The following is a 20900-nucleotide window of genomic DNA, read 5'->3' on the forward strand; positions in this document are numbered from 1 at the left end:
CGAACTTCATTATGGTACCTTGTACTCAAAACAGCTATAGAGGTGATTTTCATGATTGATTTTATTTCTAAAGAAGAATTTTTAAAGGCCGGATTGGATTTTACAGACCTTTTTGAGGAATCGCTATTCGAGTATTATCTAGAATTAGATGGATTAATGTATTACGATCCTAAGACAAAATATATGTACGATAAACAAGGAGTGAAAGCCTTTTATGTTGAACAGGTTTTCACTAGTGTAGAAAGATAGAGTTTTTTAAGACGCTGTAAAAAATGCAGCGTTTTTTTTATTGGATTTTTTTTGCAAATCGTTTTTCTAAATTTTTAGATCATAAAATCAATTTGGTGAGATTATTTTTCATTGATTTTATGGAATGTGAGTTTTTGATTTTATTTGATAAAATAATTAGTTGGAAAATAATAAAATACTTAAACGAACTGAATGAACGGAAAATCGGTATAAATTTTAATAGATAAATTGTAAAAATGTAAATGATAATAATATACCGTGAAAAGCTATGAAGTCATAATTTAGCTTAATTAGTGAATCAATTCAAAAGAAACTTACTATTTAACTTTGTTTAATGTATATTATGTAAACTAAAATAAAAAAATTTAAAGGAGCTGTTGTTTAGACTCCTTTATTCATTAATTATTTGTTTCTCAATTTTATCTAAGTATTTGTTTGCAGTAGCTTAGAAATATTCCCATAGCCTAGTTCATTCGCGTAATCTTTAGCAGTTTTACCATAATTATCGACAATGTTAGGATCTGCGCCATGTTTTAACAGTTCAGCAACAATATCTTGGTAAACCTGTGAACCGTCTCTTAATGCAACGGCTTCAATCAACGCTGTATATCCATAATCATTTTGATGATTGACATTCACATGACCATCATTTAAAAGGATTTTTACATTTTCTAGATGGCCTTTTTCTGCAGCCGGAATTAATGCGTTTCCACCAAAACGATTCGTAATCGTTTGATCTGGCATGCTATTAGACAACATATAAGCTAAAATCTCTGTTCTGCCTTCTGCACCTGCATACAGATATGGACTGTCCTGAATAGTATCCTGTTGATTGACATTTGCGCCTGCCTTAATCAAATTTTTGGCAATTTCCACTTGATTATTATGAACAGCAATCATTAAGGGTGTTTCTGCTTTTTCATTCATTTCGTCAATCGGATACGAGGGAGATTTAAGAATCTCTGTTACTTCATCAAGATTATTAGCTGAAACTGCCTATAGCAAACTTCCTGAAGCATAAGTCAATGTCTTCTCCTCCTTTGTTTTTTGTGTACTGGATAATTTGCTTTCCGAGTTTTTCGAAGAAGTCTTGGGTATCGATTCATCACTTGAAGAGCTACTCGTTTTTTTATTTGATGAACCAAACTGACAGCCCGTTAAAATAAATAAAAAAAGCATCATGATAATGATTTTTTTCACACTATCTCTCCTCCCGTAATTATTTTCTATATTCACAATCTGTGTTTCAGATAACTTCTCTTTCTTTTTTGCACATTATAGCATTCATGAGATAAATCATTCCTATAGAATGCTTCGATAAAAGAATCATTCTAATTCATAAATCATGTTTATTAAGATTTGCTTATGTTCTTTAAGGCAGCAAATATAAATGCTGATGTATCAAGGCATTTTACGGTACTTGGTTTGACCTTCGATTAAAAAACCGATAAACTATTTAAGGAAATGGAAAATAATGATGAGGAGCATGAAAATGTCTCGTTTAAAAAAATATAATGAGTTTATAAATACTAGAGTTGGCTTTTTCAGCCTGCTGATCGGTTTGCTTTGGCTGAAAAATATGTTTGCTTATGTGGTTGATTTTCATTTAAGTATTCAAAACCCGATGCAATTATTTATTTTATTAATCAATCCATTAAGTGTTTCGATGCTGTTAATCAGCATTGGTCTTTTTATTAAACGTTCAAAGGTCGCTTATACGACTTTATTTATCATTTATGGGATTTTGTCAATCTGGCTCTTTTCTAATGCTGTCTATTATCGTGAGTTTACTGATTTTATTACGATCAATACGATGCTTGGTGCGGGTCAAGTTTCGACTGGTTTAGGTGAAAGCGCCGTTCGTCTTTTTCGCTGGTACGATATTTTTTACATCTTAGATTTATTTGCTTTACCTGTTCTGCTTTTTAAGAAGAAAATTATCGTTGAGGAAAAACATCCGCGTTTTCGTAAAGCGGCGGCTCTTTCCGCCCTCTCCTTACTAATATGCAGCGGAAATATTTTTCTGGCTGAAATAGATCGTTCCGGACTTTTGAGTCGGCAATTTTCTCGTGAATATTTAGTTAAATACCTTGGTGTCAATGCTTTTACTGTATATGATAGTTATCAAACCTTTCAAAATAACCAAATCCGAGCAGAAGCAAGTCCAAACGATTTGAAGGAAGTTAAAAGTTATATCAGAGAACATTATGCTGAACCTAATGATTCTATGTTCGGTATTGCTAAAGGGAAAAATGTGGTCTACATTCATTTGGAAAGCTTCCAGCAATTTCTAATTGACTATCAATTAACTGATGAAAATGGTGTCAATCATACGGTGACGCCGTTTCTAAATAGTCTGTATCATGGGGAAAGCACTTATAGTTTCGATAACTTCTTCCATCAAGTGAAGGCTGGGAAAACTTCAGACGCGGAAACCCTGATGGAAAATTCTTTATTTGGATTGAATCAAGGTGCATTATTCACACAATTAGGGGATAAAAATACCTTTGAAGCAGCACCGAATATCTTAAACCAAAAAGCTGGCTATACATCTGCTGTATTCCACGGACATTCTGCGTCTTTTTGGAATCGTGATAAGACCTATAAGCATTTAGGCTTTGATTATTTCTTTGATTCTTCTTATTATGATGTGAATGATGACAATTCCTTCCAATACGGAATGCATGATAAGCCCTTCTTAAGTCAGTCGGTTCAATATTTGGAGCATTTACAGCAACCGTTTTATGCGAAGTTCATAACTGTGTCTAATCATTACCCTTATTCTAGTTTCAAGAATGACGAAGATGGATTCCCTTTGGCAACCACTAAAGACGAAACAATTAATGGTTACTTTGCCACAGCGAATTACTTGGATACCGCTCTCAAAGAATTCTTTGATTATATGAAAGCTAGTGGTCTATATGACAAATCCATTTTTGTTTTATATGGCGATCACTACGGCATCTCAAACACACGTAATAAAGAATTGGCTTCTCTGCTTGGAAAGGATTCAGATAGCTGGACCGATTTTGACAACGCTCAACTGCAACGAGTTCCGTTTATGATTCATGTTCCTGGCACGACAAACGGCGGCATTAATCACACCTACGGCGGACAGGTCGATGCTCTCCCTACTCTGCTGCATTTATTAGGGATTGATTCGAAGAAATATCTGCAGTTGGGACAGGATCTATTTTCAGCTGACCACAAACAGGTTGTCGCGTTTCGCGATGGGGATTTTGTTACACCGCAATATACTTTCTACGGCGGAAAAATGTATGACAATCAAACAGCTCAAGTAGTTGATGAACCAACACCAGAACAGGAAAAAACCTTTATTGAATTGAATCAGGCTGTTGACGAGCAATTGATCACCTCTGATAAAATCACAAACGGCGACTTGCTGAGGTATTATCAAGATAGTGGCTTGAATTCAATTGATCCAAGTTCATATGATTACCACAACCAGAAAGAACGTTTGGAAGAAATCGAACGACAAAAAGGAGCGCAGTCTTCTAGCTTGTATAGTGAGAACAATCAACGATCAACAGTTGGGCTATATAAAACGAAATCCTATCAACAATATGAGTAAAATAAAAATTCCTCCAGTTTTTTGACTGGAGGATTTTTTTAGCTTTGTTTTCTTTTTAGAGCTTCTTTTCTTAATTTGCGTTGAGCTTTCTTCGAACCGCGATCAATATCACGACGCTCCTTACGCGTATGGAAGTCTTCGAATAGATTTTCAAGCTCATAATCTGCTGGGTAAAGTTCACTAGCCCGGAACTCGAGCTTGATTCGACGCTTAGGCACTTCGACAAACTGTTCATTTAAAAAGACTGTTACATTATCCGTAAATGGAACTTCCTGATAAACAAGGGCTGATTCTTGCTGTTCTAACAAGAAAACTTTATCGCCTTTATAATAAGTTATTTCAATAGATTCAGATATCTGCTTTTTAGCTTTCTTTTTAAAGCTTTTCTTCTCAAGACTATAGTTACGATCTGTAAAATAATTCTGTGCTTTAGCGATAATCTGATCAGAGATCGCCATTTTCTTAGCAATCCACAGAGCATTACTTTCTCCCGTTTGTCCGATTAATAAACGATACTTCGGCGTCAAATGCTCAGCATCAAAATCCATAGCTGCGGTAATGAAATCCGGATGTTGTTCAGCAAAACGCTTAATCTCACCGTAATGTGTAGTAGTTATTAGAATATTCCCTTTTTGATAGAACTCTTCCATGATCGCAATCGCTAGGGCAGCGCCCTCATTCGGTTCGGTCCCGCTCCCTAATTCATCTAATAAAATCAGGCTGTTCTTATGCGTTTGTCGGAGAATTTCGGAAATATTTTGCATATGACCAGAAAAAGTACTCAAAGCATTCTCGATACTCTGTGCATCACCGATATCAACAAAGATCTGATCAAAAATGGCGATCTCTGTTCCATCTTTGGCCGGGATTTGTAAGCCAATCATCGTCATCAGCGTCATTAAAGCAACGGTTTTTAAAACGACGGTCTTCCCACCGGCGTTTGGTCCGGTGATGGTTAAGCCGCGATACTCCTCACCGATGGTTAAATCAAGCGGTACAGCTTTTTCAATCAGCGGATGGGTGGCAGATACCAAGTGAATATACCCATCAGTATTTATCTCTGGTGTTATGCCCTTTAACTCACGACTGAACTTTCCCCGAGCAAAAATATGATCAAACTCAGCAATAATTTCAATATTTTGTTGAATTAATGGTAATGCTTCAGCTAGCAAACCCGTCAAAGTTGCAAGAATTTGATAAACTTCTGACTCTTCAACAAGTTTATGATAGGTCAATTGCTCGTTCCAACGACTGACGCTGCTAGGTTCGATATAAGCAGTTGTTCCTTTACTTGAAAGCTCCACGATCGTTCCTTTGACTTGTTTCTTATAGGCGGCCTTAATAGGTACCGTAAAAATATCATTTCGTTTAGTGATGATCGCCTCTTGCATTTTCTCTTTATTTTGACGAATAAATTTCTTCAATAATTCTTGAATTTTATCTTGTGTTTCTGCAATATCTCGCCGTGCACGGCGCAGTTCACGATTGGCATCATCAACAATCCGACCATTACGGATCACCTGGTAAATTTCTGCCTCAATTTCATTGAAATCATTTAACCCTAGAGCATAACGATTCAATGTTGGAGCAATACTTTGGTTCTTCTCGAAAAATTGCTGAATCAAACGTAGACTACGTAAGAAGTCTGCATATTCTAATAATTCTTGAGGGGTTAGGACAAACCCTTTTTCTAGTTGATTGGTGATATGTTCGATGCTTTGCAGCCCCATAAATGGTACATGCAGATTGCTATCAAGTAAGTTTTTGGCTTCGGTTGTTTCTGTCAGCCTTTTTTTAACAACTGAAAGCTTAGAATGTGGCTGTGTCCCTTCTATAAGTTTCTTACCAAAACTGCTAATTGCATAGCTGCTTAGTTGTTGTTTGATTTCATTAAATTGGGTTTTTGTATATGTTTCGTTATTCATGGTCTCTTCCTTTCGATTGAAAAGACACCTATCGAGGCTTTGGGAAACTTAGCAGTAATGTCATTATGAATTTCGTATACATATGATTTTATCAGCTATGGGAGTCGGATAAACAGACACTCAGTTAGCTCACTTATAATGAATTATTTTTCCAAAAAGCGGAAAAATAATCCTATCTTCGTATGCATACGATTCCACTAGTTGCGCTAAAGTGCACGGTGGAAGTCGCAAAAAAAGCTGTGAAGATTCCTCTTCACAGCTTGAATTCGAGTTCATCAGCTTTGATAGGTATCATCTAATTTGGCATGCGAAATAAACCTGTTAAAACAGTCTTTTTTTCGCTATCAAGTTACTCCAAATTAAATAACTACACTCACCAAGACACCTCATAATTTTTGTTAAGTTTCCTTATTCCTAGTCTAACCTGACTGAATATTTTTGTCAAATCCAGTTAAACAATTACGCGATTGTGGCTGGAACTGGTTTTACGCCATCATTGATAAAGTACACTTGGTACCAAGTCAAAAATGTGTAGATTGTCCAGATTTTACGACGACCGTCTGCTGTTCCAGCGAAATTATCGTCTAGTAGTTTCACAATTTTCTCTTGATCAAAGAACTCTTTGACAAAGTCTTGCGTAAAGACATCCCGCACGATTTGATAAAATTTCTCCTCACGCAACCAATCTTTGATCGGCACTGGGAAGCCCAATTTTTCACGATTGTACCATTCCTCTGGCAAATGACGCGCGGCCGCTTGACGGAAGGCAAACTTCGTATTTTCAGCATTGATCAAATATTTGGTTGGTACAATTTCAGAGACCTTCATCATTTCTTTGTCTAGTAGTGGTACCCGAACTTCTAATGAATTAGCCATTGCCAATTTGTCAGCCTTCAAGAGAATATCTTTCGGCATCCATTGGTGCATGTCCAAGTACTGCATTTTTTTGATTTCAGACATATCTTGAACTTTTTCGTAGTGAACATCAACAATGTCTTTGATCGTTGGACTTTGTTGGTATTCAGGCTGTAAATAGTCAACTGCTTCATCTTCTTCAAAGACCTTCGCTTGACCAATAAAGAACTCTTCCGCTGGTGCTAAAGAAGTGTACAAATGCAATGCACCTTTAAAGGTTTTGCCCTTCAACCCTTTAGCGATCGAGTAACGCATGCCTTTCGGTAATTTTTTCAAACCTTCCGCTACAACCTTAACTGCTTTTGATTTCGTGTTCATTCCATAAGCCTGGTACCCAGCGAACAATTCATCAGCGCCTTCACCACTCAACGCCACCCGTACATCACGGCTAGCAAGTTCAGTTAAGAAATACAGCGGCACACATGAAGGGTTAGAATCTGGTTCATCCAAATGGTATTGGATCAACGGGAAGTATTCGAAGGCTTCATCGCCGGTAACGACACGAGAAGTATTGTTTAAATCAATTAAATCAGCCAATTTTTTGGCTTCAATCGATTCGTTATAAGACTTGTCCCCGAAACCAATCGAATAGGAATGTTCTGGGCGTAAGACAGCTGTTACGTAGCTTGAGTCCACACCAGATGACAAGAACGAACCAACTTCAACATCGGCAATTCGATGCGCTTCAACTGATTTCACCACGGTATCATCGATTAAATCAACGGTTTCTTCCAAAGTCATATTGGTTTCTTGCTCTTTCACATCCCAATATTGCTGAATGTCTAATTTGCCATCTTTGTAGATAAAATAATGGCCTTCTTTGATCCGATAAACATTTTTGAAGAAGGTTTCATCCAGTGCTGAATATTGGAAGGTCATATAAGGTTTCAAAGCTTCCTTATTTAGTTCTTTAACAAAGTTTGGATGCTGCAAGAAGCTCTTGATTTCTGAGCCGTACATAAACGTTCCATTCATTATGGTGTAATAAAGCGGCTTAATTCCAAAATGGTCACGAGCGCCAAATAATTCTTGTTTTTTCGTATCCCAGATGACGAAAGCAAACATGCCGCGAATTTTTTGTAATAAGTCAATTCCATATTCTTCATAACCATGTAATAGCACTTCAGTATCTGCATGTGTTGTAAACACATGGCCTTTTGCGATCAAATCTTCGCGAATACTTTGGTAGTTATAAATTTCTCCGTTAAAGGTGATAATTTTTGTACCGTCTTCATTTTTGATTGGCTGTGTACCGCCTTCAAGGTCAATAATACTTAAACGACGGAAACCTAAAGCAGCACCTTCATCAATAAATTGTCCAGCGCTATTAGGTCCGCGGTGAACGATTGTATCCATCATATTTTTAACAATTTGTTCTTTTTGCGTTGTATCTGAACGGTCAATAAATCCTACAATTCCACACACAATCTCTACCCTCTTTCAAACATGGTAAACTGATACTCTTTCATATCAACTTTCAAAGTATATCATAGGATTTACGGACTTTCACGAGTGAACGTGATTTCCTATAAAAAAAGCTCAAAAATTTAATTTTTTTCAAAGGGAAAAGAGCAGGGTTTTAAAATGAGTCAGATTTAGAAAGGATTCGCGAACTCGCCAGCTTTCGCTTATTGCTCAAAAGCTAAATCATGAGGCTGAACATGGATATACCTGCTTATTCATGTAAAAATTTAATCCTTTACACAAGTAAAAAACAACACGCATTTCACCAAAAGAATTTGGAGCAACACGTGTTGTTTCATTATTCAATAATAGTCAATGGTACTAAGAATGGATAACTGCCAAAAAATTCGATCAACGATTTATTTTTACGATCGGTATTTAGCTTCAAACTACTTGACTCATCCTGTAAATTCTGTTCGATTGTCACCGTCTGATTGCCGTCTAACGCGATCAGGTAACTATTTTCATCAATTTTTTTGAAGTCATAGTTTTCGTTATTCATAGTCGTGATAAAGATTCTGTCCAGCACATCAACTGGTGTCTTATGATGAAGATCTACTGTCAGATCTAGTGGCTTGCTATTATCTAAAAGATTGTCATCAAATTCGAATCCTAGCTCTTTCATATGTGCCATGACATCATTCATTTCACGACTGAACATTGAATTTTGTCCGCTAGTGTAAATATGCTTGTTATAGCAATCTCTTAATAACGTCAAAACAGCTTCATCTAAAACAGTGACTTTCATCGTTTCTGGATAAACTTGCATTAGTTTGATCTTTTCATTGCGGAATTTACCGTCAGAGGTCGGCATCATGAAACTAAAGTTGATAACATTCTCATTAGTTAAGCGATACGAAAGATTGAAATGCTTGCTTTCCCAAGTTGAAAAATCATTTGTTGAAAGGTAAAGTCCATAATTTTCTAATGGCTTAATCAACTCAAAGGTAATGTATTCCAATAAAGCGCCCTTTGCGATCGCCGAAATCGAAAACTCTTCCTTCAAATAGATTTTACGGAAGTAATCCAACAATGTCGGAAAATCTGATTCCATTAACACCTTTCGGAATTTTAAATCAGCAATTTCTTTTTCTGCATCATCGATTAAGCGAAGTAAATCCTGATAGTTTTCACTGCGATTATCATAATAATTTAGGGAAGAATCACTAACAGGTTTGTTTTGAGGCGTTGCCTTAAAGGTTTCAACGGATTCCTCGGTCGGCTCATCATCGGGGTGAAGAATTTCTTTCTCGCGAATATTCAAGCCTGGTTCTTCAGACTCGACCAGTGCATCGTAAATCTGATTGATTTTATTTTTTTCTTCAGTCATTTATTCTGCCCCCCTGTTTAAGAAATCCTTGATAAAAATTTCAAGTGCGGCATCCATTTCTTCCAAACCGCCGAACCTTTTTTTAATCAAGCGCAGCTCTTTCAATGCAATTGCTTGTTCTAGCTCGATTCTGGCAATTTTGTTCTCTAACGCAATCTTTTGTGACTCTCCAGATAGCTGATCGCCAACAAAAGGAGTCCATTCGCTTCGCTGTCTTTTTAGTTCCTTTAGCTTGTCATCGATTACTTCGATTTCTTCTTCGATTTTTTTGCGATTCATAAAGCTTTTCGTTTCTTCAAGCTCAGCCTTGAGTTTTTCCTGATGTGCAATCTTGCCATTTATCTCACGAAGCTCTGATTGAGCGGCAATTGTTTTTGCATCAAAATCATCCTGCTGGTTTTGAAGTTGCAATAGTTGTTCTTTATATTCACCATTCATGACCTTTTCCCATTGTTCACGAATCTCAGGCAATATTTTAATAGTTGGTTGTGTAGCATCGACTTGCAGCACCGACCGGTCTCGATAGTAGCTGCCAATCTGATAATTTATCAAAATCGGTGAGACGACATCTCGCATGATCATAAATGGGAACGTCCTCTGAATTTCTTGATCCAATTTGCTTGTCAAAAAATTATCGATTTCATGATTTGCGTTACTGGATTGTTGAATTGAAGCTGGCAATTCATTCCAATAGATCTGGTAAACATCGCCCATACGTTCTTCTTTCATAGCTTCTTCCAACCGTTTGATCTGCCCCATCAACCCACCTAACACATCGGAAGCAGATTCCTTCACTGAATCAAATGATGTTTCAGTTTGAAGTTCTTCCTGTTTCTCTGGAGTCTCCATCTAAGACCCTCCTTCATTTTTAATACTTAACTATATAATAAATATTACCATAATTATTATTGATACTATTCATTGTGAGAGAAAATATCTAAATATTTCCTTTAGAATCAGAAACCACTCCTCTATTTTACCCTAGCCGAGAGATAATGATAAGCATAAACTGTTGACGTACGTAAAAAAAAAGATTGTGTCAGACTTAAAAAATGACACAATCTTTTTAATTAATTTGTTAATCCGCTGAAGAAATCTTTAATTTGCTGCCATAAATTTGCAAAAAATCCTTGATTATCTTCCAATGTACCTTTGAGTGAATCACCAAACTTTCCTAGTTGATCAGAGACTTTATTGACCGTTCCTTTAAAATCATCGCTAATTTTATCTAGTTGTTGAATGGATTCCTTGTCTAATACGCCGTCAGTTGTTTGATACTGTTGTGCAAGAGCTACTAATTTGTTGACATCATCTTTCGTTACATATTGGGAAAGATTATTTTTTTCCAATGCATCATTGACAATTTTTTCAACATCTTCTTTCGTCGCCAACTCATTTTGTTTTTCCTTAAGCTCAGCCAATTCCTTTTTAATATCTACTAACGTCTGGTTCAATTGTGCCTTATAGGCTTCATCAGCCTTTTCTTTTTCGCTGTCCGACAGGTTTTGATTTTGACTTTGCTCATTGGCTTTATTGACAACCGATTGTGAAACATCAGAAGTTGTGTCTAATTCGGTCTGTGCTAATTGAGCTCTTTCAGGATCAACAGTCTCGCCATTTGACTCAAACGCTTTATACACACCTGTCAAAGCACTTTCCCCTGTCACTTTTACCACACTAGCAACTTTAACTGTCGCATCAGTAATACCCGCTGTAACTAAAGGATTTTTATATTGATCTGCGGTAATTTGCGTAATATTTTGCGGAGTTAAGATGTTGACATTGATCCCTTTTCCCTGATCTTCTCGATTCACAACCACTGAACTCAACATGACACTATCATCACCGCTGCCATAGCCTAAATATTTTACTAAATCAGCGCCAGTTGCTTTTTCCATCTTTACGCTGTCTTGATTGATTCCCAATTTATCCATCGTTTCGTTTAATTGTTGCTGATTCAAGCCTGCCCCGGCAACAAATGTTGGTTTTCCCCACCGCTCATTAATTGCTCCATCATTAGCCTCCGCGTGGACTTTAGAACTGCCGATCAATCCAGCACCTATCGAGAGTCCTATACCTGCTAATAAAATATATTTATGAAATTTCATAACAATGCCTCCTGTTTCTTGATAGTTTTATTTTAGCTGATTTACTTCTGTTTACTAACTCAGAACCCTTTTGTTTAAATAATAATTTACCAAACTAAGAATCTCTTAAGCTTTTTATCAGTCTTAAGTTGGAGGTAAACGTGGATTTTCCATGATATAGAAAAAACTTCCCAACAAAAGCTGTTGAGAAGTTTTTGAGAATTACTTTTCTTTCGTCGTAAAATGGATCTTACCTTGATCATCACGTTCCAAGTAAGTTACTTCCTTTAGGTAGCTAAAATGTAGTTCTTTGATGCTGTTATCCTCCAACATCGTCTCGTAACCTTCAAAAATTGCTCGAATGTATTGTTTGTATGCTTGCTTTTTTCGTTGTCGCTTGTTCATAAGACACCGTCCTTCTTGGTTATCTTACCAATCTACGGCTTTTCAGACAAGTATTTTATTGATATGTTTGACTTAAATAGGTCAATAACTCTTTGGATAGATCTGTTGCGGAGGTTCCTTCAGGCTTATTCTCAAGGAACTCAACCACTGAGTAATTCTGTTTCTCGGAATCAAAAGCATATAAGAAACTATTTTCTTGTCCCTTTTCATCTTGCTTTTGTTTGATTTCTGCGGTGCCTGTTTTTGCAGCTAAAGGAATATTTAGCTCAGCCAGGCTGTGGGCCGTTCCATTTTCATCACTGACCACCGCCTGCATATCAGCAGTAATCGTTTCAGCTGAGCTGGCTTTAATAACTTCTTTTTCATTCTTTGTCTCTTTGTCAGCAATCAACTTAGGATAAACCATCGTTCCTTTATTAGGAAAGACGGAATAGGCAGTGATTTGCTGGATTGGATTAAGTAATAATTGTCCTTGTCCATAGCCGGTATCCGCTAATAAGATTTCTGAGTCAAAACTGTCCTTGCTAGAAATTTGTGCTTTATTCATTGCAATCGGTAGATCCAGTTCCTTACCAAAAATAAATTTGTTTAATCCATCTCGGAAAGTTTTTTCACCCATTTTCAATGTCTCTTGCGCCATATAAATATTGTCAGAATAGACTAATGCAGTCCTTAAGTTAACTGGACTAACATCTGAGACACGCGTCACCTGATAGGAACCCCAAGAGCTATCCTTTTGCCATTTCAAACCGTTAATTGCCAGCTCCTCGTTCGGATTCAGTGTACCGGCATCCAAGCCAATCGCAGCAGTAATCGTTTTAAAGGTTGAGCCTGGCGCATACCCATTTGCGAAACGACTCATAAAGGGCTGATTTTTATCATTGCTATAAGCTTCGTACTCAGACTGACTAATACCATTCGTCATTTTATTTGGATCAAAACTTGGTGAACTTGCTGCCACTAATAGCTCACCAGTTTTTGGAGCCATCACCACACTTGAACCAGCTTGTCCGTTCAAACTGTTATAAGCGATTTGCTGAGCGCGACTGTCAATTGTTAATTTGACATTTTCACCATCTTTTTTGTCGATCTTCTGCAAGACCTTTTTCTCATTTCCTTTACTATCAGTAATAGCTAGTGATCCGCCATCTTTACCTCGTAGCTGCTTATCCAGAGCCATTTCTAATCCGCTACGACCAATCAAGCTATCGCTAGCAAGTTCACTGTTTTTCTTCATATCCTCGGCAGTCACTTTGCCTACATATCCAATTAGTTGTGCTGCTGCTTCTTTTAGAGGATACGTACGACCAGTTACTTCTTTGACTTCTAACCCTTCTGGTGTTTCCTTCGGTGCATCTGCGGTAGTTTTTAATGGTACAAAGAAATCATCTTGGACCCATCCCTGTGCTAAAGCGGAATCCACATCTTTAGCAGTAATATCTAAACTTTTAGCAATCGCCTCGATTTTAGCCGTCCGTTCTTCTCCAGAGCCAAGATTTTTGGGAACGATTCCCGATTGGTAAACTGTTCCATTCGTGGCAATACCTTGACCGCTACGATCTAAAATCTCCCCGCGAGTCGCTGGATCAACCGCGTAGTTGACCTTATCCTTTCCAGACATTCCAGGAAAAATCAAATTCGGTTTCCAATTAATCTCTTTTCCAGCATCTGTTAATGTGCCAGAGTATTTTTGGTTACTTATTTTCCCAAAGCCCGTATTCACTGATAACTTGTAGCTAAATCGATAGGTGCCGTCTTTCTTATCTACCGTCAAATCAGTCATTTTGATATTCGACGCACTGATACCAGAGAAGATTGATTGATACTTTTCGGCTACTTGTTTTTTTGAATAGCCGCTCGCCTTCACTGAATCAGCATTTAGATTTTTGGTGATATCTTGATAGTTCTCTTTTTGCAAGCTTTTAACAAAGGCCTTGACGGTTGCCTCTCCTTGTTTTTTTACTTGACTCGCTTGATAAGCGCGAACACCAAAGAAACCAGCCACCAGAAAAATTATAATTCCAACAATAATAATTGGCAGTTGTTTATTAGTTTGTTTTTTTGTACGTGTACTTCTCTCCATACAGGATTCCCTCCCTAGCTTCTTTCGTCCAGTTTCTTTATACTATAAAAAAGGACGTGTTAATTATGAATCATTGTTACCTATTCATCGGACCAAGTGGTTCAGGAAAAACCAGCTTGGCTGAAAAAGCCTTCGCTCCTGAACAAAAAGTTATTTCGTATACGACGCGCCCCCCACGTGAAGGTGAGGAACATGGTCGTGACTACTATTTTGTATCAAAAAAGAAATTCAAGCAAATGGTCAACGATGACCAATTTGCGGAATATGATGTTTATGATGAAGAATTTTACGGCATTGCTAAATCAACTTTGCGAGAAGCCCTAACTGCCGGTAATTGCTATGATCCGATAACCACAACCGGTTTTATCAATCTACATCGGATTTTTGGTGATCAAATGGTTCCTATTTGGATCAATATTTCGCAGGAAACAATGATCGCCCGTCTTGAAAAAAGAGCAACACCTAAAGAATTAGAGCGCCGTTTAGCAATTTTTCAAGAGGATGTAGAAAGTCTTGAACGATTAAAAAAATTTCCCAATCTGATTGTCATCAATGGTGAAGCTACACTAGAGGAAATGCTGCTTCAATTACGTCAAGCTCTGGATTAATTGAAATGCTTTGCGTTCTCCGTGCTCAAATGGGAAACAGATCATTCCACAATAAACAAACCCTAATTTTTTGATCAAATGCAACATTGGCTGATTAGCGGGATAGGTATCGATCCGAATGTCTTCAAAGCCTAAAAGCAAAGCCTGCTGAATGGCTAAATTTAGCAATTTTTCCCCTAATCCCAGTCCACGATAATTTTGACTGACTGCGACATGATGTAATGCTACATAAGGTCCATTACTCTGCCATGTCCCATCAATTGCTTCATAGACAGGATCTTTTTCAGCAATCAGCGCAACCGTTCCGACGATCTCACCTTTAAGAGTCAGCACATAGCTGGCTTTTTTTCGTATATCTTCGCGAATCACCCCTTCGTGAGGCTCGTGACCATTTTGCCACTGGGGTGATCCTTGATCCTTCAAATATTGTTTAGCCTGATTGATAATGGTACCAATCTCTGGAATATCCTCATAGGTGCTCAACCGAAAATCAAAATCCTGTTCCTTCAGATCGCTAGTTTTTGCTTCATTGCCAAAGGTTAAGATCGTTTCCGCATCTTTTTTACCCAGAATGCCTCCTAAGATTTCCCCCGTTTGTTTGGCTTGTCTGACAATAAAATCTTCATCTTCATATCCCATTATTTTTTCCATCCTCTCTGCCAATGATCCCCATGCTCTAAAAAGGCTCCAACCAACTCCAAATGATGTGCCAATGACCATTTCTTGATTGTCCCCAATCCGGGAAATTTTCGTGTTTCTTGGTAGTGTAGTAATTCTTTTAAACCAAGAGTCAGTAATAGCTGATCCTGATTACGAAAATACCATTCAGACAATTTTTCTAATGCTTCGAAAAATTTCCCACTTTGATCCTGCGCGGATTCATTACTATCAGATACAAAATGTTTCACTCTAAGATTAAAGTACGCATCAAAATAGCTAATATGAATGGCAATCGCGCGACTTGGACCACCTTTATCAAAATAATGACTGTCTTCAATTGTGTAATCGCTAAATCCCTTTGAATCAGGTGCTAAATAAAGATGCTCATCGCTATAAAAATCATCTATCTTTTCAGCATAATTAGCAACATTTTTTTTCGCTTGAAAAGCTTCTCTAAGCAAAATTTTATTAGGTACATCTAAAACTCTGAATCTTCCCTGATCTGGGATGACTGTCAGTGCACTGTTTGGGATGGCTAAATCTTTCACTTTACGCGAAGAATGTGCGTTAAATATATAAAGTTCAGCCTCGAAAGGAGCTTCTTTTGCCACGATTTCCGCCATTTTTACGCTGGAATCCGTACTCACTTTCCATTCAAAACGTTTTTCAGTAAAAAGCTTGGCTGTGCCTACTTGAGGATTTGTGATTAAATAGCAAACAAACTTCTTTTGATCAAACAATTCAATCGTCTTTTTTAATGTAGGTGAATCACGAACAGGTTCGATAATCGGCCGAATTTTTTTCGACCAGCGTACTTCTTTAATTAAAGTATTAACCGCAAGTAGGTCAAATTGCTTGCCACGTAAATAGGGATAATACATAGGCTCACTCCAATGGTTCAGTCGGACGACGCCGAACCTGTCTTTGCTGACGTAAAAACTCATAATCTTGCTCTAATGCCCGTAATTCTTCTTCTAAACTTTCGATGCGAGCTGCTTGCACATCTTCAATGAAGCGCTGATAGTAATTATTTTCCTGTAGGCTATCCTTTTCATCCAAGCGTCGCCGCAACTCTTTATAAAGCTGTTCTGTCGAAAAAAAGCTTGTGCCATATGACATGCGCTTCGCTTTTTGGACCTCGCGAAACAGCGAAGCCATGAACCGTTGAGTAAGAGCCGTTTCTTCAACTTGCAAGGCTCTTTTTACTGGTTTCTTTGCAACAAAGAACGTGCCATCAGCAGGAAGTTCATCCGCCTGTGTGTATGGTCGGTAAACTAAGACTCCAATCTCACTTGGAATGTCCTCTAGTACCTTCAAATACAATTCTTCCGTTAAAACAAAATAATTGTAATGCCCAACAAAAGAAAGTTTTGCCTTTGAATAAAAATCAGCTCTTGTCACCTTAAGCTCATAGCAACGCCACTCTGTAGTATTTGGTTTAAAAAAACAAGCTAGTGTATCGACAATTCCTTGATCATCCGGCATTGTGACTTCTTCAACGACGATGCCACCAAGTTCAATACAATAATAATAAAGTGCCTTCTCGATTTCTTGTGTTAATGTTGTTTTCATCTTCTCACCATGGGAACGTATTTTCGTAAACTTTAGCATAATTGTACTAAAAAAAACAGAGGTTGCCCTCTGTTTTAAATAAAATATGAAAGATCACTAGCTGGACTTGGATAGGCGAAGATAAATTTTTCAATTTCTTCATGTGTCATTTTCTTTGTTAAAGCGATCAAGAGATAATTGATGACTTCATCTGCTAATTGACTTAAACAAGTTATAGCAGCGATTTTATCTTCTTCATCATAGACAAACTTGATTTTTGCCCCTTGATCGTTGATTCGCTGATAAGTGTACCAGCTGGACAAATCCATTGTTTGTGAATGGTATTTTTCCGGATGAGCAGTAAGCTCTCTTTCGCTTATCCCTAATCTTGCAAGACGTTGATCTCCAAAAACGATCGTCGGAATCAATGGATATTTGATCGCTTCAGCGGAGTCCGCCATAGCTTTGACAACATAACCTGCTTCAAAACTTGCTACAGGAGTCAGCTTTGGTTGACTCTTCGCTACAACATCTCCGCAAGCAAAAATATTTTTTTGTGTGGTACGTAAATGATCATCAACTTTTATTCCTTTTTTATCATAAGTAACACCGGCTTTTTCTAAATTCAAAGCCTCCATGTTTGGTATTCGACCAGTGGCACCGAAAACTCTGTCAGTGATCAGTTCAAAATCTTCACCCGTGATACGATATTGCGGGTGATTCAATTCAATTGCTTTTGTATTTACATTAAAGTGAAAATGAACGCCCTCTGATTTCATATGCTCTACTAAAGCTGTCACCAGTTCTTGATCAAATTCTTTCAATGGACGATCATTGTGATGAATAATATGAACCTCTGATCCAGCAGCACTAGCAATCACGGCCAATTCGAAAGCAATATACCCTGCACCGATAAAAGCAATTTTTTCAGGTAAGTGTTCTAAAGCTAAAAAATCCGTACTGCTTTGCAGCAAGTCCTGTCCATCAATCGGCAACACGGATGGCCGTTGGCCTGTTGCAATCAAAAATTGATCAGATGCTAAAATTTTATCATTAACGATGATTTGATGAGCATCAATAAAACTGGCCTGACCTGTATAACGATCAATTTCAGCTGCATCTATGCCATCTTTAGTATTTTGCGGAACACTGTCTGTATAGCTTCGCTTAAAGGACATCAAATCTTCCCAAATGATTTTAGGTGTTTGTTCAAAGCCTTTGCCAACCATTGTCTCGATTCGTTTTTGCGCCTCTACTCCGCTCATCAGCATTTTTTTAGGGTCACAACCACGATTAGGGCAAGTACCGCCCCATAGATCCGATTCAATAATTGCTACTTTTCTTCCCTGCTCCTTGAAACCGTAAGCAGCGGAATTTCCAGCAGGACCGCTGCCAATTACAATCACATCATATTTTTCCATTGTTAGTCCTCCATATTCTCATGCCGCATACCATTTTGTTTCACTCAAACTTAAAAGGTGCCGTAATATATTATTAGCCGGCTTCTTGACTTAAATAACGGAACACATCGCTCCGATTAATGATGCCAATTATTTTGCCATTTTGCTTCATTGCAAAAGCATCATGCTCGGCTAATAGATCAAAGACTTCGCTCAAGCTGGTATTAATAGATAATGCTAATAACTCAGAGGCTGCTGTTTCTGATTTTTGATAAAAGCCACCATTATATAAGACTTCTAATGTGTGTGTATACACTTCATCCGTCGTTTCATCAAAGAATTCTTCCACAAATTGATTGGCTGGATGTTTTTGAATCTCTTCAGGTGTATCACACTGAATTAATTTTCCTTCGTGCATGACCGCGATTCGACTGCCGATCTTCATTGCTTCCTTCATATTATGAGTCACGAAGATTACGGTATTACCTAACTTTTGATGCAATTCTAATACAAGGTCTTGAAGACTTGCGCGTGAAATTGGATCAAGTGCGCTAAACGGTTCATCCATTAAGACAATGTCCGGCTCTGATGCCAGCGCACGAATGATTCCGATCCGCTGTTGTTGACCGCCTGAGAGCTCGCTTGGCATCCGATCTCTAAATTGATCAGGATCCATATCGACCTCCCTCAATAGTTGGTCAACACGTTTATTGCGTCGTTCCTTATCCCAGCCGAGCATGTCAGGAATGACTTCAATGTTTTCCTTAACGCTCATGGTAGGAAATAAAGCGATCTGCTGTAAAACATAGCCAATCTGCCAGCGTAGCTTCTGAATATTGTAATCTTTGATTCGTTTTTCTTTAAAGTAGAGATTCCCGTCGGTCGGTTCAATCAAACCATTGATCATTTTTAGCGAAGTCGTTTTTCCACTTCCTGAAGGACCAACTAAGACAAAAATTTCTCCTTTTTTCACTTGGAAGTTCAAATCCTTTAAGACAACATTGCCTTCGAACTCCTTGCTTACATCTTTAAATTCAATAATTGATTCCATTTATTTCTCCTCCCCAATGATTTTTTCTTTCACCAAGAAGTCATGGGCAACTTTAGCCGGCTGTTCCTTTTTCACATTCACTAGATAGTTCATTTCGATCATTTGATCTTCAGTAATCTTGCCTGCCAAACGATTCAAGGCTTTGACAATGTCGGGATGTTTATCAGCAAACTCCTTCTTCATCAATGCAGCACCTTGGTATGGTGGGAAAAGATGAAGATCATCCTCTAAGGTCACCAGATCATATTGCTTGATCTCACTATCCGTTGAGTATGCATCAATCACATCGACGTCACCATTATTGATTGCTTGATAACGCAGTGCAGGTTCCATACTTTGAACCGAACTTAATTTCACGCCATATTTATCTTGAATTCCACGATAACCGTCTTGACGATCAATAAATTCCAAAGTAAAGCCAGCTTTCAATTGATCTTGTTGTCCCTGCAATTGAGAAATTTTAGTGATTCCACGTTTTTCTGCTTCACTTTTCTTCATCGCTAAAGCATACGTGTTTTCATAATCCATGGGTTTTAATAAACGCATATCAAATTGCGAAGCTAGTAATTTGTTTGCTTCTTTGTACGTCTTTTCTGGTGATAAATTATCCGGCGTGCTTTTAGGAACCTTGACTAAGCTTTCTAAAACGGTACCTGTAAATTCAGGATAAATATCGATTTGATCACTTTTCACCGCGCTAAATAAGAAACTGGTTTTTCCGAAGTTGGGCTTTAATTCCACATTGATCGAGGAATCTTCATCCTTGATAACTTCCTTATACATATTGATTAAAATGTCTGGTTCAGAACCTAATTTCCCGGCAATTGTTACTGTCTCACTGCCAATTGGGTTGTTTTGAGCGAAAAAGATTCCGCCAATGCTTAAACAAATAACTCCAAGAGTGATCAGCGTTACTTTCCCGCTTCGATTTTGTAGAAAACGGATCAAGGTACTGAAAATGATGGCTAGTAAAGCGGAGCTGATGGCCCCAATTAACGTCAAGTTTGGATCGTTACGGTCGATTCCCAGCAAAATGAAAGTACCAAGGCCGCCTGCTCCAATCAAGGCTGCCAATGTTGCAGTACCGATGATTAAGACCAAGGCAGTCCGAACTCCGGAAATAATGACTGGCATCGCCATAGGTAATTCAACTCGCATCAATTTTCGCATGTGTGACATTCCGAAAGCATCAGCCGCCTCTTCAATTGATGGATCAATCTCAGCCAATCCAATATAAGTATTTTGAAAAATCGGCAATAATGCATAAACTACTAGGGCGATCAAGGCGGGAACTGTACCAATTCCAACGAAGGGAATCAGCAACCCTAGTAATGCCAATGACGGAATTGTCTGTAAAATACTAGTAATTTGTAAAACGACCTCGGCTAATTTTTTTCGTTGACTCAATAATATCGCCAACGGAATCGCGATCACTATGGCAATCAACAGAGCGCTTAAAGAGATGGCTAAATGCTCAAAGATCGCCGATAGCAGATCGTCTTTTCTTTCACTAAAGGTATTAATTAATTCATTCATAAAATATCCTTTCAAATTTATGACTTGTTCTCATTATAACTTAA

At 37.9% G+C, this 20900-nt stretch carries 17 protein-coding genes and 1 pseudogene; 3 read left to right on the forward strand and 15 right to left on the reverse strand.

Going from position 1 to position 20900, the window contains the following annotated elements; translation table 11 throughout:
* The first annotated feature begins 51 nt into the window (after window positions 1-51).
* The gene (locus OMU_RS12430; protein WP_016180260.1) at window positions 52-249 is read left to right on the forward strand and encodes a hypothetical protein; all 198 of its coding nucleotides are present in this window, start codon (window positions 52-54) and stop codon (window positions 247-249) included.
* Between the two features lie 423 nt (window positions 250-672).
* On the opposite strand, the pseudogene OMU_RS23735 reads toward OMU_RS12430, so the two are convergent.
* Together OMU_RS23735 and OMU_RS24030 are read right to left on the reverse strand one after the other, a co-directional pair.
* A pseudogene (locus OMU_RS23735) lies at window positions 673-1233 on the reverse strand (ankyrin repeat domain-containing protein); the annotation flags it as partial.
* A gap of 12 nt (window positions 1234-1245) precedes the next feature.
* Window positions 1246-1449, reverse strand: a complete 204-nt coding sequence (locus tag OMU_RS24030) for a lipoprotein (protein ID WP_016180262.1) — start codon at window positions 1447-1449, stop codon at window positions 1246-1248.
* Window positions 1450-1741: 292 nt separating this feature from the next.
* Between OMU_RS24030 and OMU_RS12450 the strand changes: the two genes are divergently transcribed.
* The gene (locus OMU_RS12450; protein WP_016180263.1) at window positions 1742-3841 is read left to right on the forward strand and encodes an LTA synthase family protein; all 2100 of its coding nucleotides are present in this window, start codon (window positions 1742-1744) and stop codon (window positions 3839-3841) included.
* A 38-nt stretch (window positions 3842-3879) separates the two neighbouring features.
* On the opposite strand, the gene OMU_RS12455 is transcribed toward OMU_RS12450, so the two are convergent.
* From OMU_RS12455 to pbp4, 7 genes are all read right to left on the reverse strand, one after another.
* Window positions 3880-5766 (reverse strand): endonuclease MutS2, encoded by a 1887-nt coding sequence (locus OMU_RS12455; RefSeq protein ID WP_016180264.1) that lies wholly within the window; start codon window positions 5764-5766, stop codon window positions 3880-3882.
* 459 nt (window positions 5767-6225) lie between these two features.
* Entirely contained in the window at window positions 6226-8106 is a 1881-nt protein-coding gene (gene asnB / locus OMU_RS12460) for an asparagine synthase (glutamine-hydrolyzing) (protein WP_016180265.1), read from the reverse strand.
* A 337-nt stretch (window positions 8107-8443) separates the two neighbouring features.
* Entirely contained in the window at window positions 8444-9475 is a 1032-nt protein-coding gene (locus OMU_RS12465; RefSeq protein ID WP_016180266.1) for a hypothetical protein, read from the reverse strand.
* Window positions 9476-10324 carry a hypothetical protein gene (locus OMU_RS12470; protein WP_016180267.1) on the reverse strand — a complete coding sequence of 283 codons (849 nt, stop codon included), beginning with the start codon at window positions 10322-10324 and terminating at the stop codon, window positions 9476-9478.
* Window positions 10325-10545: 221 nt separating this feature from the next.
* The gene (locus tag OMU_RS12475; RefSeq protein ID WP_016180268.1) at window positions 10546-11583 is read right to left on the reverse strand and encodes a DUF1002 domain-containing protein; all 1038 of its coding nucleotides are present in this window, start codon (window positions 11581-11583) and stop codon (window positions 10546-10548) included.
* Between the two features lie 201 nt (window positions 11584-11784).
* A complete protein-coding gene (locus OMU_RS12480) occupies window positions 11785-11967 on the reverse strand; it encodes a hypothetical protein (protein WP_016180269.1) in 183 nt (60 codons plus the stop codon).
* A 55-nt stretch (window positions 11968-12022) separates the two neighbouring features.
* The gene (gene pbp4 / locus OMU_RS12485) at window positions 12023-14050 is read right to left on the reverse strand and encodes a penicillin-binding protein PBP4(5) (protein WP_016180270.1); all 2028 of its coding nucleotides are present in this window, start codon (window positions 14048-14050) and stop codon (window positions 12023-12025) included.
* A 65-nt stretch (window positions 14051-14115) separates the two neighbouring features.
* On the opposite strand from pbp4, the gene OMU_RS12490 reads away from it, so the two are divergent.
* The gene (locus tag OMU_RS12490) at window positions 14116-14658 is read left to right on the forward strand and encodes a guanylate kinase (RefSeq protein ID WP_016180271.1); all 543 of its coding nucleotides are present in this window, start codon (window positions 14116-14118) and stop codon (window positions 14656-14658) included.
* Here the strand turns inward: OMU_RS12490 and OMU_RS12495 are convergent.
* From OMU_RS12495 to OMU_RS12520, 6 genes are all read right to left on the reverse strand, one after another.
* A complete protein-coding gene (locus OMU_RS12495; protein ID WP_016180272.1) occupies window positions 14638-15297 on the reverse strand; it encodes a GNAT family N-acetyltransferase in 660 nt (219 codons plus the stop codon). The two genes, OMU_RS12490 and OMU_RS12495, sit on opposite strands and share 21 nt — an antisense overlap.
* Window positions 15297-16199: a sce7725 family protein gene (locus OMU_RS12500; protein ID WP_016180273.1), complete on the reverse strand. Its 903-nt coding sequence runs from the start codon at window positions 16197-16199 to the stop codon at window positions 15297-15299. The genes OMU_RS12495 and OMU_RS12500 overlap by 1 nt, the downstream gene beginning before the upstream one ends.
* Window positions 16200-16203: 4 nt before the next feature.
* The gene (locus OMU_RS12505; RefSeq protein WP_016180274.1) at window positions 16204-16890 is read right to left on the reverse strand and encodes a hypothetical protein; all 687 of its coding nucleotides are present in this window, start codon (window positions 16888-16890) and stop codon (window positions 16204-16206) included.
* Window positions 16891-16964: 74 nt separating this feature from the next.
* Window positions 16965-18290: a dihydrolipoyl dehydrogenase family protein gene (locus tag OMU_RS12510; protein ID WP_016180275.1), complete on the reverse strand. Its 1326-nt coding sequence runs from the start codon at window positions 18288-18290 to the stop codon at window positions 16965-16967.
* Between the two features lie 73 nt (window positions 18291-18363).
* Window positions 18364-19320: an ABC transporter ATP-binding protein gene (locus tag OMU_RS12515; RefSeq protein ID WP_016180276.1), complete on the reverse strand. Its 957-nt coding sequence runs from the start codon at window positions 19318-19320 to the stop codon at window positions 18364-18366.
* On the reverse strand, window positions 19321-20856 hold the full coding sequence (locus tag OMU_RS12520) for an ABC transporter permease/substrate-binding protein (RefSeq protein WP_016180277.1): 1536 nt from the start codon (window positions 20854-20856) through the stop codon (window positions 19321-19323). It abuts the gene before it with no gap.
* Between the last annotated feature and the right edge of the window lie 44 nt (window positions 20857-20900).

This window comes from Enterococcus avium ATCC 14025 (assembly GCF_000406965.1).
In the GTDB taxonomy this organism is placed as follows: Bacteria; Bacillota; Bacilli; order Lactobacillales; family Enterococcaceae; genus Enterococcus_A; species Enterococcus_A avium.

What these genes read in the sequence shown, in the direction of transcription:
- OMU_RS12430 (WP_016180260.1), top strand. Translation starts at nt 52, where the DNA reads ATGATTGATTTTATTTCTAAAGAAGAATTTTTAAAGGCCGGATTGGAT.
- OMU_RS12450 (WP_016180263.1), top strand. Translation starts at nt 1,742, where the DNA reads ATGTCTCGTTTAAAAAAATATAATGAGTTTATAAATACTAGAGTTGGC.
- OMU_RS12455 (WP_016180264.1), bottom strand. Translation starts at nt 5,766, where the DNA reads ATGAATAACGAAACATATACAAAAACCCAATTTAATGAAATCAAACAA.
- OMU_RS12465 (WP_016180266.1), bottom strand. Translation starts at nt 9,475, where the DNA reads ATGACTGAAGAAAAAAATAAAATCAATCAGATTTACGATGCACTGGTC.
- OMU_RS12470 (WP_016180267.1), bottom strand. Translation starts at nt 10,324, where the DNA reads ATGGAGACTCCAGAGAAACAGGAAGAACTTCAAACTGAAACATCATTT.
- OMU_RS12475 (WP_016180268.1), bottom strand. Translation starts at nt 11,583, where the DNA reads ATGAAATTTCATAAATATATTTTATTAGCAGGTATAGGACTCTCGATA.
- OMU_RS12480 (WP_016180269.1), bottom strand. Translation starts at nt 11,967, where the DNA reads ATGAACAAGCGACAACGAAAAAAGCAAGCATACAAACAATACATTCGA.
- pbp4 (WP_016180270.1), bottom strand. Translation starts at nt 14,050, where the DNA reads ATGGAGAGAAGTACACGTACAAAAAAACAAACTAATAAACAACTGCCA.
- OMU_RS12490 (WP_016180271.1), top strand. Translation starts at nt 14,116, where the DNA reads ATGAATCATTGTTACCTATTCATCGGACCAAGTGGTTCAGGAAAAACC.
- OMU_RS12495 (WP_016180272.1), bottom strand. Translation starts at nt 15,297, where the DNA reads ATGGGATATGAAGATGAAGATTTTATTGTCAGACAAGCCAAACAAACG.
- OMU_RS12500 (WP_016180273.1), bottom strand. Translation starts at nt 16,199, where the DNA reads ATGTATTATCCCTATTTACGTGGCAAGCAATTTGACCTACTTGCGGTT.
- OMU_RS12505 (WP_016180274.1), bottom strand. Translation starts at nt 16,890, where the DNA reads ATGAAAACAACATTAACACAAGAAATCGAGAAGGCACTTTATTATTAT.
- OMU_RS12510 (WP_016180275.1), bottom strand. Translation starts at nt 18,290, where the DNA reads ATGGAAAAATATGATGTGATTGTAATTGGCAGCGGTCCTGCTGGAAAT.
- OMU_RS12515 (WP_016180276.1), bottom strand. Translation starts at nt 19,320, where the DNA reads ATGGAATCAATTATTGAATTTAAAGATGTAAGCAAGGAGTTCGAAGGC.
- OMU_RS12520 (WP_016180277.1), bottom strand. Translation starts at nt 20,856, where the DNA reads ATGAATGAATTAATTAATACCTTTAGTGAAAGAAAAGACGATCTGCTA.